Below are 14820 nucleotides of genomic sequence, written 5' to 3' on the forward strand. Positions count from 1 at the left end.
CGCCTCGAGACTGTGCGCGCGGCGCACGAAAAGTTGCCCATCCGCGCAAGCACGCGAATACGCTCAAGATTTACGCAAGCCCTCCGCATCGAGGTAGACGTGGATCGCATCGAGAGACCACTATGACCGCCTGTCATCGCAAGCTGACCGAATTCGCAGTGCCGGCCCGGCGACGAATGTGGCGGTGGGTGCACGATGTTGACCAGCGTTAACCTTGACGAGACGCCCCAGGCGGACCGGTTCGACGCTTGGTGGTCGATCGTTTCGAACTCCGTTGTGCCGGTGCGACCGACCACCCGGCACCGGGAAGACTTCTGGGCCGAGATGACCTGGATGCTATTCGGCGGCCTACACCTTTCTCAGGTGCGCAGCGCGTCGTTCGAGGTCGAACGGACCGGCCAGCTCATCCGGCAGTCCGACCCGGACGGCTACCAGTTGTCCGTCTCGTTGCGCGGCGACTCGCACTTCGAGCAGCGCGACCGCTACGTGGCGGCCGGGCCCACCGACATCTTCCTGTACGACACGTCCCGAGCTTTTCGGGCCGCCACCGTCGTCGCCCCCGCCGATGCCCGTCCAGGGCCGGACGGTCGCCCGATGTATCCGGCGGACGGACTTATCGTTCATATTCCCCGCAACCGGTTGCCGCTGCCGGCGGCCCGGGTCGAACGCCTGCTCGCGGTAAGCATGACCGGCGATGCCGGTGTCGGCGCTGTTCTCCTGGGCACACTCAAGCAGTTGATCGCCCAGTCGGGTTCGATCTCCGACATCGGCGCCAGCACTCTGGCGGGGGTGGTGCTCGACCTGCTCGGCGCCCTACTGACGGAACGGCTCGACATGCCGCCCCGGCTGGACAACGAGCGGCACACGGCGTTGTTCTTGTGCATGCGCATGTTCATCGAGGAAAACCTCTCCGACCCGAACCTGTCGTTGTCTGACATCGCCCGTGCACACCATGTCTCACTACGGTCGCTGCACAAGGTCTTCGAGAGAAGCGGCACGACGGCCGCGGCATGGATACGGCGCCGTCGGCTGGATCGCTGCCGTCTCGATCTGGCCAATCCCGCCCTGGACCGGGTGCCGGTGCACAACATCGCGCGACGTTGGGGCTTCGTCAACGACTCCCATTTCAACCGCGCGTTCCGAGCGGAGTTCGGGGTTTCTCCGGCGGCATATCGCAGACATGGCTCGGCCATGTCCGCCGGCGTCGGGTAGAAGCGATAACGATCTCGGCTGTGCTTCAGACTGGCGACGAGTTGCCGGTCGTGGCGGGCGCGCCGTATGTGCTGGTGAGGGCTGCGTCGAGGTCGGCGACGAGATCGTCTGCCGATCCGAGCCGACCGCGAGCCACCACCGTGGATGGCGCTGGCGATTGTCAGAGGTCCGTGGTCGTGGACGACGCTCGCCGCAACCGGCATGTACACGAGGAGTCCGACATGCCGGCCCGACATCGCAACCGTCCTGAGCATCGACGTCCTGCCCCCGACGGTCCGCCAAGCGACCGGCGCGCCGGCAGCCCGGCGAGTCGGGCTGGCCCACCGGCAGAGGCCGCAACGGCGCAGCGATAGCCTGACGTCATGGCGAGCGCCGAACTGGAAGAGTTGATCGTCGCGGACGCCGATGCGCTGCGCGCGTGGTTGTCGGCCAACCACGCCACGTCGCCCGGTGTCTGGCTCGCCCTGACCAAGAAGGGCGGCACAGTTACGACGCTGATCTGGCAGCAGGCGGTCGACGAGGCCCTGTGTTTCGGCTGGATCGACGGGCAAGCCCGTAAACGGGATCAGGAAACCTCCTGGATCCGGTTCACCCCTCGCCGGCCCCGCAGTTCCTGGTCACAACGCAACGTCACCCACGTGGCCCGGCTGGAGGCGCAGGGGCGAATGCTGCCCCCAGGCCGCGTCGCGGTAGAAGCCGCGAAGGCGGACGGGCGGTGGGCGGCCGCCTACGCCCCGCCGTCGGAAGCCGAGGTGCCGGCCGACCTCCTCGCCGCCATCGCTGCCGACCCCGCCGCCCAGGCCATGTTCGACGTACTCACCAAAGCCAACCGGTTCGCTCTCATCCACCGCGTCAACGCCGTCAAACGGGCGCAGACCCGCGAGCGGAAAATCGGCGAGTTTGTTGCCATGCTGGCCCGTCACGAGACGATTTACCCGCAGAAGGCCAAGCCTCCGAACTCGCCGTAATCGGCAACGCCGACCAAGGCTTGACTCAGAACGTCTTACGCTGATGAGCGTGCGCTGCCGCGCGATGGCACATGACTGCGACGCCCGCTGTGTGACGACGGGTTCTCGGCGATCGTTCGCCGCGGTTGAGCAGTATCGTGACCGGTCGAGATCGGTTGTGCGGGCGCGGCGCGGGACGATCGGGTGTAGCGGATGAGTTTGCATTACGAGTGGACGTTGGCCCTACGCCTACTGCCGGATGTGCAGACGTCCGGGCCTTTCGGGAAATCATCCGCGTTGTACCTGCTCGAAGTGGAACTCGCGGATGAAGCAGTCTCGCGGTTGGCCGACCGCGAAGAGCACGCAATCGATGACCGAGCGGGCGGTAAGGTCGCCGTCAGCGCGCCGCGGTCCCTCCTGCACGAAGTCCGGCGGGAACAGCGAAATCACTCTGATCCCTTCCGGCCGAAGCCGGTACGAGAGGATCTCCGCGAGCCCGGCGTGCGCATGTTTCGCGGCGTAAAAGGCCGGATGAGCGCCGGAACGGCGGTGTCCCACCTCGCCGCAGGCGGAAATCATGTTGACGATGTCTGGCCGTGACGAGGCACGCAGCAGCGGAAGCAGGTGCTTCGTCAACAACAAGGTGCCGGTCGCGCCGGCAGCCATCACACTTTCGATCTCGTCGTCAGAGACGTCGGGCAGGTCGCGGCCTTCGAGGTAGACGGCACCGTTGTTGATCAGTACATCAAGAGATGGCGTCCGGTCATTCAAGGAGGCGGCGAACGCCCGCACCGAGTCCGCTACAGCCAGGTCGCACAGGAACGCGTCGGCCCGGCCCAGACCCCGCCGGTTGATCATGGACGCGACGCGCTCGGCCGCTGCCAGGTCGCGCGCAGACAGGAAGAGCCGTGCGCCGCGTTCGGCGAAGGCCTCAGCCAACCGTCGTCCTGTGTCACGCGAGGCGCCGGTGATAGCGACGCGTAGGCCCTCAAGAGTCACGACCGACAGCGAATCACCTCAACCCCACTTCAGATCAACAGAGAGCTCGAAGATCCAACGCCCGCTCGTCGCCGATCGTGACGGCGGCATGTCCGGGCACCTGATCGAGGCGGTCTGGCCGATCAGTGCGCCAGAGTTTCGGTGCGGCGCGGTGTCCTCGGCCAAACGGAACACCGCCGCGGCCTGAGACGAGGTGAAGCCTTTCAGCCTCGCCGTGTTCGTCGACTAGAATCGAAGCCCTCGCCGGCGAGTTGAGCGCACTCCGTGTGGCGATCGCGGCATACCTTCGCACCTCGTGCGCGGGCACGCGCGCCGGCGCGGAGCGCTCCGCATTACGGCGCAGCCGAACCTCTTCGGCGACCTGGAATCGCAATACCACGATCGGACGGCCGTACTGTCGAGCCCCAGCGATCCGAGCATGCGGCATCACACGGGTCGGCCACGACCGGGAGCCCGCCCCTCAGTTGCGTCGCCGCCGCCTCGGCGACCTTGCGTAGCGCGGCCGCGGCAGGGTTCCGGGTCACGCATCTTCTTCCCCGCGAAGTAGATACCCCTGCAAGCCGCGCCGGCCACGAAATTCGTCCTTTATCGCCATACCGGCAGCCGACGGGCTACTCGAGACGCCGGATGGGCTGCTCGAGGCGGCCGGCTGGGTCTGGGACCGGGCCGATTCCGCCGTCGGCGCCGCGGTAGGGGCAGGCTCCTTCCCGCGGCCTCCGACGGCCAGCAGGGCAGCGATCGCAATACCGAGAACACCCGCTCTCATGAGCGTTGGCGTCTTCACTGGTGTCCCGACTCGCCACGTCGACGAGCGGGCGCACCTGCGGTAGACGCCCGTGGTGGGAGCGGTTGGGCAGCGGTCTTGGCGGCATCCTGCTGATCGCGGACGACCCCCACTCCGCACCGGGGGTATTGGGAGCGCTCGGACCACGCGATCACGTTGGCTGACATCCGGGCAAAGGCTGGCTGCGCTATGCGGATCGCCAGACGGTGCCGCGTCGTTCGTACTCCAGCACCATTTCGGCGAGCAAGGCAGCCTCGGGACCGAGGAAGCGCTCGGTGAGCCACAGGCCAAGATCGATGCCAGAGGTGACGCCGCCGGAGGTTATCAGGTCGCCGTCGTCAACGACCCGCCCGCTGACCACATTCCCACCCTGCATCCGGAGATCTTCTCGGGCGATGTGGTGTGTCGTGCAGGACCGCCCGGTGGTAATCCCGGCGGCGGAGAGCAACAGCGCCCCGGTGCACACCGACGCCAGGATCAGGCCGGGCCGCCTCGCGTCGGCCAACGCCTGTGGCAGGACGCCGTGGCGGATCTGCTCGCTCACCCCGGAGCCCTCTCCGTAGCCGCCACCGGGCACCAGGATTATGTCGGCTGTCCGTGGCGACCACGGGGCGCGGACCACGATCTCAACCGCGGAAGAGGTGGTCACCGTGCACGGACCATCGACGGTGACGAAGGTCTGCTCGGTGTTGTCGGCGACGCCGAGCACCGCGACCGGACCGACGAAATCCTGGTCCTCCACTCCGTCGTACAAGACTGTGTGCACGCGAAGGGGCGTGCGGCGCGGCTCGGTGGCCGACACCGGTCCGGCGACGATCGCGTCAGGGCCAAGGACATCAGGTCCACCCACGTTGTTCCTCCAGAAAGTGTTATGGGCGCAGCGATTACGCTGAGTATGTCGACCGACAGGGCTGTCGAATACCGGCGCGGACGCCGATAATGCGTAAGATCCGGCCACATGCATGTAGTCGCCGTCCTTGCCCTCGACGGCGTGGTGGCCTTTGACCTGACCATCCCGTGCCAGGTGTTCGCCTCCGCGCGATGTTCCGACACCACGCCCGCCTACGAGATCCGGGTGTGCGCCGAACGGCAGGTCACCACAACCGCTTGCGAGCAGCAGCCTTTCCAGATCTCCTCCCGCTACAGCCTCGACGACGCGATCGACGCCGACACGCTGATCGTGCCCGGTGTCGATCCGGATCAGCCGCTACACCCGCGAACCGTACGACTGATCCGTGACGCGGCCGCCCGGGGCGCACGTGTGGCGTCAATCTGCACGGGGGCGTTCGTGCTCGCGGCGGCCGGGCTGCTCGACGGCCGCAGGGCGACTACCCACTGGCAACTCGCCAGCCGGCTGGCCGATGCCTTTCCCAACGTGCAGGTGGACCCATCCGTGTTGTTCGTCGACGACGGGCAGATCCTGACGTCCGCGGGCGTCGCGGCGGGACTCGATTTGTGCCTCCATATGGTGCGGTGCGACCACGGGGCGGCGGTAGCAGCCGGCACCGCGCGGGTGATCGTGATGGCGCCGCAGCGGGCGGGCGGTCAAGCTCAGTTTATCGAGCACCAGGTTCCTATCGGCGACACCGACGGACTCGGGTCGACCCTGCAGTGGATGCAGGACAATCTCGACAAACCCCTGCGTCTTGCCGACATCGCGGCCAAAGCGACGATGAGCACGCGCAGCCTGTCACGACAGTTTCGTGCGCGGACAGGCACCACGCCGTTGCGGTGGCTGCTCGACCGGCGTCTACAACAGGCCAGAGAACTGCTTGAGACGACTGACCTACCAGTGGATCGGATCGCCGAGGCCTCGGGTTTCGGATCAACCGAGACCCTGCGGCACCATTTCTCCCGCCACGTGGGCACCACGCCGAGGGACTACCGCACAAGTTTCCACGGGTGAGAACTGCGACACTGACGCACCCGGCCGGCAGGGCAGCGAAGTCGTCATCGGGATCCTCATCTGCCGCAGACAACGCGCGGTCAACCGCCAGTCGCCGCGTGACGGGCGTGGGCAACGGCTACGTCCGGTGACAGGCTGGTAGTAGCGACCAGCAAGCCCGCAGGACGGATCGCTTCAGATGATGCCCTCGTCCACGATCTCTACGGTCAGATGGGGCCAAGCAGCGAGGGTCAGCCGAACCAGCTCGGGCGCTGACACCAGCCGTGCCGTACTGAGCGCTGCGTCGGCGAGGAAATGCACGGTCGTCCCTGTCGTGTCATCGGCGGGAACGGGGAGCAGGTCGGTGACGGGCATGCCGTGTTCGTAGCGTTGGGTCCACGCCCCGTTGCGGCGGTGATTGGTGTGGATGAGCCACTCACTGAGTGCCGCGACGACTGACATGCCTCGGCGGGGGTGACCGTCGGGGAGCCGTTGGGCGTCGGGGAAGTCGAAGTACCGGAGATCCTTGGTCGCCATGACAGGCTTCTTGATCGGCTGGCCTTGCTCGTCGCAGCGGGTATCGGTTCCTCGCCCGTTGTCCGCAACGGACACGGAGCCGTCGCTGTGCAAAGTGACAATGCACCGTCCTGCGGCCGTGGTCTCGGCTTCGTCAGCCGCATACGCGATCACCTCAAGGATCAGGTGCACCATGCCGCCGGGAGCAAACTTCGCTGGATGCTGGCGAACCTCGGCCAGGTGCTCGGCATCCACGGTGCTTTTCCAATCATGCGTTGTGTTGCGCCACGGCATCCTTGAGTCATCCACTCACGAATTGTCCCAGCCAGTCGACCTCACCAACATACCGGCTGGGGGTGCACTGTCATCGTGGGCGCGGATGGCGTCGTCCGTGACGACATCTGGAGTCCGTGGAGACGCACTGGCGATCATTCAGGCGTCCGGCCGGACTGCCGCGCGGCCCTCGATGCGGCGCTCGCCAATCCGTCCGCAGATGACGATGTCGGCAGTGCCCTCGCCGTGCCCAGTGGCACACTCGCCATCTTCAGCGCCGCCGTCGATGGAGTCGGCGAGTACGCCATGCCGTTAGTAGATGTGCGCGCTGTGTCACGGTAGGCGAGATCGTCCGGCCGTTGTCGGTGGCGGTTTGCGAGCTGATGTTCGGGACGTCTCCGGAGTGATGGTGACCTGCGGTGATGTGCCGGGATCGTCGCGGAAGGCCAGCCCGGCCGCGTTCATCGCGGCTCGTAGGTGGCGGAGGGCGTAGGGCCCGACTCCGTGGAGTGCCTGCACCTCGGCCGCGCTGAGTTCGGCGACCTGTTCGAGGCGGATCACGCCGTGCGCGGTGAGCGCACGGGTCGCGGCTGCGCCGAGGTGTGGCAGCGGGAGGCCCGGCTCCGGTACCGGCCGGCCGGGGGTCGACCGGGGATGACCTTCGTGGTCCAGGACGGCGGCGCCGCGCGCCGAGAGTCGGTAGCCGATGTCGAGCGATTCGGTCAGACCGCGCTCCTTGAGTTTGCGCACGTTCTGTTTGAACGCGGGGGTGTCGCGCCCCATCCGTTGTGCGAGGTCGGGTGCCCGGGTGGCCGGCAGTTCGTCGATCAGCAGGAGCGTTGCCCGGGTCCAGGGTCCGGTCGGCGAGGCGCGGTCGAGCCGGTCGAGCCACGCGACGATCGTGTCGATCTCCGCGGCGTCGGGCACCGTCTCGCGCAGCGCGTGCCGCGGGTCGACGCCCGCGTACCGTAGCCCGATCCGATACACCGGCCGGTCGGGATGGAGGCGGTCCAGTCCCTGCCGGAGCGCGGCCAGCGACGCCGCGCCGGCCCGGCGGGCGTCCGCGGCGGTCAGCGACCTCAGCGGCACCCGGTCGACAGACGTGACCTCGACCAGTCCGACCGCGGTACGCATCCGGGTACCGACCCTGACACGAGGCCGTTCCCACCGGCGGAACGCCACGTCAACCTCGCCGGCACGGATCCCCGCCAGCTCCGCGGGACGCATCTGCATGCCCTAGTTCAACACATCGCCGCGCGCCCGCACTGCGGCAAATCCGCACCTGACCTTGGTCAGGTACGACTTCCGGCTCAGCTCGCTTCCAGACCTTCGGCGCTTCAAGGTCTCCGGCGGAGTAGGCGAAGAGGAGTCACGATTCGTGCGTCGTCAGGATCACGAGCCCACGCTACGGGCCGGGATACCGCGCGTGGATATCGCCGTCGAACAGCCGCCAGCAGAAGTCGTTCATCCGTGCCGCGGCGGGGGCGTGCCGGGCCAGGATTCCGCCCACGCTCGCCGGCACGCCCTGCGGGATGTCGCCGGCCGCGCACCGGCGCACGTACTCGTTGCGGGCAACGGGGCCGCCGGTGGCCGGCACCGGCACCCCGCACACCGTGGTGACCAGCCAGTTGACCAGACGCATCGCCGCGTAGTCGGCATCGTGGCCGACGTGGTGGGCGACAAAGGCGCGCTCGGCGTCGGACAGGTCGAAGCGGGGGGACGTGGCCAGGCCGAAATCGGCGAGGTAGATCCGATCATCGTCGGCACGCATGTTGCCGAAGTGCCCGTCCATGTGCAGCAGCTCGTGGTTGCGCAGGAACGCCACGACGTCAAACATCTGCCGCACTTGGAGCGTGGGTAGCCGCACAAGTCGCCGGATTGCGTTCGTCGATGTCGCGGCTCGAGCAAGCCCCGTCCGTGTCGCGGTACAGCGCGGTCGTGGAAAATGTACCCGCTGATCATGGCGCTGGAGCCGGATCCGACCATGGGTTTCCGTAGGATGCGTGGGCATGACGCGGATGCTGGTCACCGGCGGTGCCGGATTTATCGGTGCGAACTTTGTGCACTACACCACTCAGCACCATCCGGAGTACGAGGTCGTCGTGCTCGACGCGCTGACGTACGCGGGCGACCGTACGACGCTCGCGCCGGTGCAGGACCAGGTCCGGTTCGTCCACGGTGACATCTGCGACGCTGATGTCGTCGACGGCCTGGTCGCGGAGTCGGACGTGATCGTGCACTTCGCGGCGGAGTCGCACGTGGACAACTCACTGCACGACCCGGCACCGTTCATCCGCAGCAACATCATCGGCACGTTCACGCTGCTGGAGGCGCTGCGCCGGCACGGCGGCCGGTTCCATCACATCTCCACCGACGAGGTGTTCGGTGACCTGCCGCTGGACAGCGCGGACCAGTTCGACGAGGGTACCCCGTACGACCCGTCGAGCCCGTACTCGGCGTCGAAGGCCAGCTCGGACATGTTGGTGCGGGCGTGGGCGCGCTCGTTCGGGGTGCAGGCGACGCTGTCGAACTGTGCGAACAACTACGGCTCCTACCAGCATGTGGAGAAGTTCATCCCGCGGCAGATCACGAACGTGCTGACGGGGCAGCGGCCGAAGCTGTACGGGGAGGGCGTGAATGTGCGGGAGTGGACGCACGTCGACGACCACAACGCCGCCGTGCACGCGATCCTGTCCCGCGGCCGGCTCGGTGAGACGTACCTGATCGGGTCGGGTGACGAGCGGTCGAACCGGCGGATCCTGGAGCTGATCCTGGAGCTCATGGGTGAGGCGCCGGATGCCTACGACCATGTGTCGGACCGGCCGGGCCACGATCTGCGGTACTCGAACAACACCACGAAGCTGCGTACCGAGCTGGGTTGGGCGCCGGTGTACGGCGACTTCAAGGCCGGGCTGGCGGCGACGATCGACTGGTACCGGGCCAACGAGTGGTGGTGGAAGCCGCAGAAGGAGGCCACCGAGGCGAGGTACCAGGTCCTCGGCCGCTGACCTCGCGGCTCAGCCGCCGTTGCGTGGCGGCGGGATGCCGGCGCTGTGCAGGAGGTAGGTCAGCAGGCACGCTTAGCGACCAGGTCGAGCGCGGTGTCGCGGTCGACTCGGAGCAGCTCGATGCCCGGTTCAGGGTCTTGGACGGGCCGGGCATCATGCGCGATGAACAGGTGCACGGTCGCGGCGACGTTGGTCGGCTAGGGGTGCACGATCCCCGCCGAGGTCCAGGTGGCGGCGGCCATCCCGGTCTCCTCGAGCAGTTCGCGCATCGCCGCCTGCAGTGGTTCCTCGACGTCGTCGACGCCGCCGCTCGGTAGCCGCAGGATGTGCCGGCCGATGGCGTACTTGTACTCCCGGATCAGGTACCGCTGGTGACGGCGAGGACGGTGACGCCGTCACCGCAGTACAGCACGTTGAACATGCCGGACGTGCCGTCGGCGTGGATGACGTCGTGTTCCTCGACCTGCCACCAGCGGCCGCCGTCGGCGCGCCCATCGGCGGTGCCCTCGCCGACCAGTTCGGCTTCAAACCCACTCTGTGGTTTGGTGTAGGCGGTCTAGCCTTCGCCGCCGTCGCGCTGGCGCTCTCGCAGTTTCGCCACGCCAGGCTCGAGGAAACCCCACGACGAGCACGGCCACATGACCGGTGTCCATCGGTTCACCGCGCGTTGATCTTGCAGTTGTGGTGCCCCAAAAACAGGACATCCAGGGAGTGTCTCGGCACCACAACTGCAAGATCAACGAGGACTGGAGCCGGTGGGTGGTGGACACCGCACTCGCGGCCAAAGGTCGTCAGCGGGCCGCTACGCACGCTTCCTCGCGCTGCTGCCGGTCGGTGGGCGACCCGGCTCGCCGAAGCGCGGCGATGACTACCGCGGCGGCCGTCGCGAGGGTGAGCACCGCCACTCCCCCGAAGGCGATCAGTGTCCGCCAATCCGGATGGATCACCGACTGGCCTCGTTTCGCCTGCCAAGTGAACACCGCGAACACACCGGTGTAGCCGAGAGCGGCGACGCCGACCAGCCGGGCCCGGACCCGTTCATCGCGCAGCCAGACATGACTCGTCGCGAGTACACCCAGGATCGCCGTGATGAGCAGCAGCACCTGGATGGCGTGCAAGCCAACGAAGTGCGGTACGCGGAGGTCGCCGCCGGTCGTGCTCCAGTTGGTGAGGGGCATTCCGTTGCCGTCGGCGTCGCCGATGCCGTGGCCACCGGTCATGGACACCGCGTGGCCGTTGGCGTCGGTCACCGTCCGGGGCGCTGCCCCAGAGCTCAACCAGAGGGCCACGATCATGCTGGCGACGGCGAGCCCGAGTCCGGCGCGCAGGGCGCGGGTCACGGCGCGGTCGCCGGTGCGTTGGAACATGACCAGGATCGCGATGATCAGGGTGGTCAGCAACAACGGCGGGACGCCGACGGCGAACAGCGTCCGCACGGTTTGAGCGACCGGCTCGTGGTTGTTGTTGAAATGGCTGACGGTGCCCTGTGCCGCAGCGTAGACGACGGCACCGACGTCCAGCAGACCGGCGACCGCGAAGACGGTGCCGAGCCACCAACCGGTACGCCTGCCCTTGCTCAGCTTGCTGAGCAGCCATGCCAGCGTCAGGCCGTACACCCCCATGGCGAAGCCGAACTTCATCGGTTTCACCCAGACTGATTCGTCCATGAGCAGGCGATCGTCGACGAACAGACCGACGGCGGAGACGAACGACAGGGTCAACATGAGCGTCGCGTTCGCTACCAGCGGGCGATGCCAGCCGCGCATCGCGCTGAGACATGTCGTAAGCATGGTCATGGGGATGCTCCATACGAGAATCAGCGGGTCGTGGCCAGGTACGGCACGACCCGCCGCCGATGACGTTGATGTCCATCAATCTTAGCGGGTCCGCTCCGTGCAACCATCCGACATGCCCCCGAATGCGCCCGCCGGTCAACCCCCGAACGGACCCGGGGGTTAACCCCAGGGCCGGGACCGTGGCGGGCCGCAGGCCGACCGCGCCGAGGGATTCACAAGGGCTCACGGCCGCCGCCGAGCGGGGACCGATCAACGACCCCGGACGCCGTCCACGCGGTCTGGCCCGACGCGGTCACCGCGCCACCCAGGCCGAGCAGGATGGGGTCGTTGACGTTGGCCAGGTCGTACACACCATCGACGTCGATGAGCAGCGTGTCGGCCAGTCGGGCGAACTCCATCAACCGGCTCAGGTCGGCGTTGAACCGGCCGAACCACGACACCTCCAGCCCGAACACCGCCCCGACCTCGCCCATGCACATCCGGGCCACGATCTCGCGGTAACCGTCGCGTTCCGAGCCGAACCGGCCCGACACGCCCGGTCGGGCTGTTCCCGGCAGAGTCCGGGGCGGCCGAGTGCATCAGCGTGCACGGCGCCGGGTGGCCGCGTTGGAGCGACCCGCACCGATCACGCCGGATCCGCTGGTGCGCAGGTCAACGCATCCGCTGCCCAAACCGCACCGGACGACGGTTTCCAGCGCGCCGGGCGGTCACCAGCACGCCTCGCGCCGGGCGGTCCGGTTGAGGTCTTCGGACGGCACCGACGCAGTGCGTGCCGGTTGCAGGTATTCCGCGTCGCTCACGTGGGATCCCCATTCGGTACCGCCGCCACCGTCAGCGCCGCCACCGTGAGTGCCGGTGCTGGTGCCGCCGGCCGCGTCACGGCCGATGCTGCCGTCACCGTCGGTCTCATACGCCGACAGCACGGCGAAGACGGACGTCGGCGCAGCGCCGTGCCAGTGCCATTCGTCGGGGTCGACGACGATCGTGTCCCCGGCACGGACCTCGACGACCGGGCCACCGCGGCGTTGGACACGGCCCGTGCCGTACAGGACGTGCAGCACCCGGCCGTAGGGTTCGCGGTGCCAGGCCGTCCGGGCGCCGGGGCTGAACTGTGCGGTGAAGACCCGGAGCTGGGACGGCTTCACAGCAATGACGTCCATGCCGGCCCACACCACGCCGCTGTACCTGTGCGGCGCAGGTGCATGGTTCGTCCATTGGCTGTGTACAACGTCCATAGCATGGACCTCCCTCAGAAGGATCTCGTTGTGGTGACACTGCGGAACAGATCGGGACCGCGAGCGGCCCGTGGTGGATGTGGCTGATACGGACCAGTACACGGCCTGGCCCGGGGACGCTCACCCGAGCGGTGGCTGACCAGCGCTGTGTATCGCCTGACGCCCGTCGATGGCCGAAATGAATGACCGTGGCCGATGGCCGGGGCCGCGGAGACGGCCGGCGCCGTGGGGCGCGTCTGCGCCGGTCAGGCGGTCGCGATCCAGGCGGCCGCGGCGGGGTCGCCCGCGGTGGCCTGCTCAGCCACCCGGATCAGGTCGTTGCGGTTCAGCGGATCGGATGTGTGCGAGATGCCGAGCACGGTGAGCTTCTTGTCCTCACCGAGGTCGACGACGAGGTACTGCAAGCTCAAGGGACGCTCCGGGACCACAAACCGTGCAGGGAGCCCGTTGACGGTCAGGCTCTCGCCGCCAGCCGGTGCGGTGGTCGTCGGGCTCAGTGACACGGAGATGCTGCGCTGGTTCGAGCCGGCCGAGTGGCCGGTCGGGGCGGTGGAGGCATCACCCGGGGCACCGTTCGCATTGCGCTGCGTGGCGGTGACCGCAGCCCGCCATGCGGTCGGTGCGTCGCCGCTGATCTCGCCGGAGGTGACGCTCCATCCGCCAGGCAGCCAAGCCAGGCGCAGTGGCACCTGTAGCTGCTTCGGATCGGGTCGGACCGATCGAGCGATCCTCAACATGTCCTGCTGGGTCAGGTGCTCGTTGTGCACGGCCAGTGAGACAACGGTGCCGGTGTCGGCACGCCACTCTACGTAGGCCTTGTCGTCGCCACCCTGCGGCCCGTGATAGTAGCCCACGATGCCGTTGATGTCGACCGAGGCGCCGGTGTTGGCCTGCGGGTCGCCGGGTGCGACGGCCTGGCGCAGGGTCAGGATGATGCCGTTGCTGCCACCCGAACCATCGGTGCCGACCGGCTCGTCGGTCCAGATGCGCCGGACGCTGAGGGCCGAGCCGGATCCGCCCGGCCCGGGTTGTGCGGTGCGGATGCGTTCGGTGAACCCGGACGGCAGCCAGGTTGGCCGGTAGCCCAGCGCCACCGGCGGCAACGTCGAGGCTCCGGCGGGGTTGTCCTGGGACGCCGCTGACGGCCGCCCTCCGGGCTGCAACGGCGAGGCGTCCGATCCGCTGCGGAGCCCGAGCACCGGCACGGACAGGGTCGCGGCGGCCGCAACGGCCGCGGCGACGGTGCCGATCATCTGGTACCGACGGCGGCGGACCCGGCGAGCGACCCGCACCGGCAGCTCAGCGGCCAGCCGGTCGGGCGCGTGAGCACGCTGTGCCTGACGTTCCTGTGCCTTACGGATCAAATCTTCGATAGGACTGGTCATGCCTGCTCTCCTGTCGTGACGAGATGGAGCGGAAGCGCGCCGCGGAGCGTCGCCAACGCGCGAGCAAGATAGGTACGGACCGTGACCGGCCTGCAGCTCATAAGGTTGGCGATCTGGTCAATGGACATGTCCTCGTAGAAGCGCAGCGCGATGACTGCTCGCTGTCTGGGCGTCAGCGAGGCGATCAGCCGCAACATCGCGTCGCGCTCGTCACGCGATCCGGTCGGGTCCGGGGCCGGCGTCACCATGCTGTCCAGCGACTCACGTGCCAGCGGTATGAGTTGTGCCGCGCGGCGTCGCCGCCAGGACAGGAACTCGTTGACCACCATGCGCCTGAGATACAGTTCTGGATCGTTGAGTCGCGTGATCCGCGACCAGCGCGCTCCCGCCTTGATCAGTACGTCCTGCGTGATGTCCTCAGCCAGATCGGGGTCACAGGTCACGACCGTCGCATAGCGCACCAGCACGCCAAGCCGGGCCGCCACGAACTCTTCGAACGTCACGCCACCACGCCTTCCGGACATGTCCAACGGGTCTGCCGTAACACGCATCGAGCCCGCCACTTTGATGACAGCCACACCAGATCAATCGCATCGGATTCCATGCGTACCGGCCGGCGTGCGGGGGCGGAACGGCCGTGACGTCACCGGATGTCGACGGTTTCGCCGGATGTCCGCGGTGTCGGCGACGATGTGGCGCAACCGCTTCGTCACAGCACAGCCCGCCATCGTGTCGGCGGCTGACGCGCCGCGGGCTCGGCCCAGTGGGCCGTAGGTTCTA

The 14820-nt window shown here is 67.8% G+C and carries 15 protein-coding genes; 4 read left to right on the forward strand and 11 right to left on the reverse strand.

The features are described from left to right. The first annotated feature begins 195 nt into the window (after positions 1-195). Positions 196-1212: a helix-turn-helix domain-containing protein gene (locus Drose_RS26230; RefSeq protein WP_260723986.1), complete on the forward strand. Its 1017-nt coding sequence runs from the start codon at positions 196-198 to the stop codon at positions 1210-1212. A 362-nt stretch (positions 1213-1574) separates the two neighbouring features. Next, the gene (locus tag Drose_RS26235) at positions 1575-2180 is read left to right on the forward strand and encodes a YdeI/OmpD-associated family protein (RefSeq protein WP_260723987.1); all 606 of its coding nucleotides are present in this window, start codon (positions 1575-1577) and stop codon (positions 2178-2180) included. 267 nt (positions 2181-2447) lie between these two features. Here the strand turns inward: Drose_RS26235 and Drose_RS26240 are convergent, their stop codons facing one another. Together Drose_RS26240 and Drose_RS26245 are read right to left on the reverse strand one after the other, a co-directional pair. Continuing rightward, positions 2448-3158 (reverse strand): SDR family NAD(P)-dependent oxidoreductase, encoded by a 711-nt coding sequence (locus Drose_RS26240; protein WP_260723988.1) that lies wholly within the window; start codon positions 3156-3158, stop codon positions 2448-2450. Between the two features lie 971 nt (positions 3159-4129). After that, complete coding sequence (locus Drose_RS26245; protein ID WP_260723989.1) at positions 4130-4906, reverse strand: DJ-1/PfpI family protein; 777 nt, start codon at positions 4904-4906, stop codon at positions 4130-4132. On the opposite strand from Drose_RS26245, the gene Drose_RS26250 reads away from it, so the two are divergent. Further along, positions 4901-5848, forward strand: a complete 948-nt coding sequence (locus tag Drose_RS26250; protein WP_260723990.1) for a GlxA family transcriptional regulator — start codon at positions 4901-4903, stop codon at positions 5846-5848. The two genes, Drose_RS26245 and Drose_RS26250, sit on opposite strands and share 6 nt — an antisense overlap. 174 nt (positions 5849-6022) lie before the next feature. Here Drose_RS26250 and Drose_RS26255 read toward each other — a convergent pair whose 3' ends face one another. The 3 genes from Drose_RS26255 to Drose_RS26265 form a co-directional block, all read right to left on the reverse strand. Then, positions 6023-6652: an ATP-binding protein gene (locus tag Drose_RS26255; RefSeq protein ID WP_260723991.1), complete on the reverse strand. Its 630-nt coding sequence runs from the start codon at positions 6650-6652 to the stop codon at positions 6023-6025. Positions 6653-6949: 297 nt separating this feature from the next. Beyond that, positions 6950-7750, reverse strand: coding sequence for a helix-hairpin-helix domain-containing protein (locus tag Drose_RS26260; RefSeq protein ID WP_260723992.1), 801 nt, complete (start codon positions 7748-7750; stop codon positions 6950-6952). Between the two features lie 271 nt (positions 7751-8021). Beyond that, the gene (locus tag Drose_RS26265) at positions 8022-8453 is read right to left on the reverse strand and encodes a hypothetical protein (protein WP_260723993.1); all 432 of its coding nucleotides are present in this window, start codon (positions 8451-8453) and stop codon (positions 8022-8024) included. A 181-nt stretch (positions 8454-8634) separates the two neighbouring features. On the opposite strand from Drose_RS26265, the gene rfbB reads away from it, so the two are divergent. Beyond that, a complete protein-coding gene (gene rfbB, locus Drose_RS26270; protein ID WP_260729805.1) occupies positions 8635-9624 on the forward strand; it encodes a dTDP-glucose 4,6-dehydratase in 990 nt (329 codons plus the stop codon). Positions 9625-9821: 197 nt separating this feature from the next. Here the strand turns inward: rfbB and Drose_RS39185 are convergent, their stop codons facing one another. The 6 genes from Drose_RS39185 to Drose_RS26295 form a co-directional block, all read right to left on the reverse strand. Continuing rightward, complete coding sequence (locus tag Drose_RS39185; RefSeq protein ID WP_390891454.1) at positions 9822-9986, reverse strand: NUDIX domain-containing protein; 165 nt, start codon at positions 9984-9986, stop codon at positions 9822-9824. Positions 9987-10415: 429 nt separating this feature from the next. Then, positions 10416-11420, reverse strand: coding sequence for a hypothetical protein (locus tag Drose_RS26275; protein WP_260723994.1), 1005 nt, complete (start codon positions 11418-11420; stop codon positions 10416-10418). Between the two features lie 212 nt (positions 11421-11632). After that, positions 11633-11953 (reverse strand): recombinase family protein, encoded by a 321-nt coding sequence (locus tag Drose_RS26280; protein ID WP_260723995.1) that lies wholly within the window; start codon positions 11951-11953, stop codon positions 11633-11635. A 174-nt stretch (positions 11954-12127) separates the two neighbouring features. After that, positions 12128-12580 (reverse strand): cupin domain-containing protein, encoded by a 453-nt coding sequence (locus tag Drose_RS26285; RefSeq protein ID WP_260723996.1) that lies wholly within the window; start codon positions 12578-12580, stop codon positions 12128-12130. 320 nt (positions 12581-12900) lie between these two features. Beyond that, positions 12901-14040, reverse strand: coding sequence for a hypothetical protein (locus Drose_RS26290; protein WP_260723997.1), 1140 nt, complete (start codon positions 14038-14040; stop codon positions 12901-12903). Continuing rightward, entirely contained in the window at positions 14037-14543 is a 507-nt protein-coding gene (locus Drose_RS26295) for a SigE family RNA polymerase sigma factor (RefSeq protein WP_260723998.1), read from the reverse strand. The genes Drose_RS26290 and Drose_RS26295 overlap by 4 nt, the downstream gene beginning before the upstream one ends. Positions 14544-14820: the final 277 nt, after the last annotated feature.

The organism is Dactylosporangium roseum (genome assembly GCF_025264685.1).
Classification (GTDB): domain Bacteria; phylum Actinomycetota; class Actinomycetes; order Mycobacteriales; family Micromonosporaceae; genus Dactylosporangium; species Dactylosporangium roseum.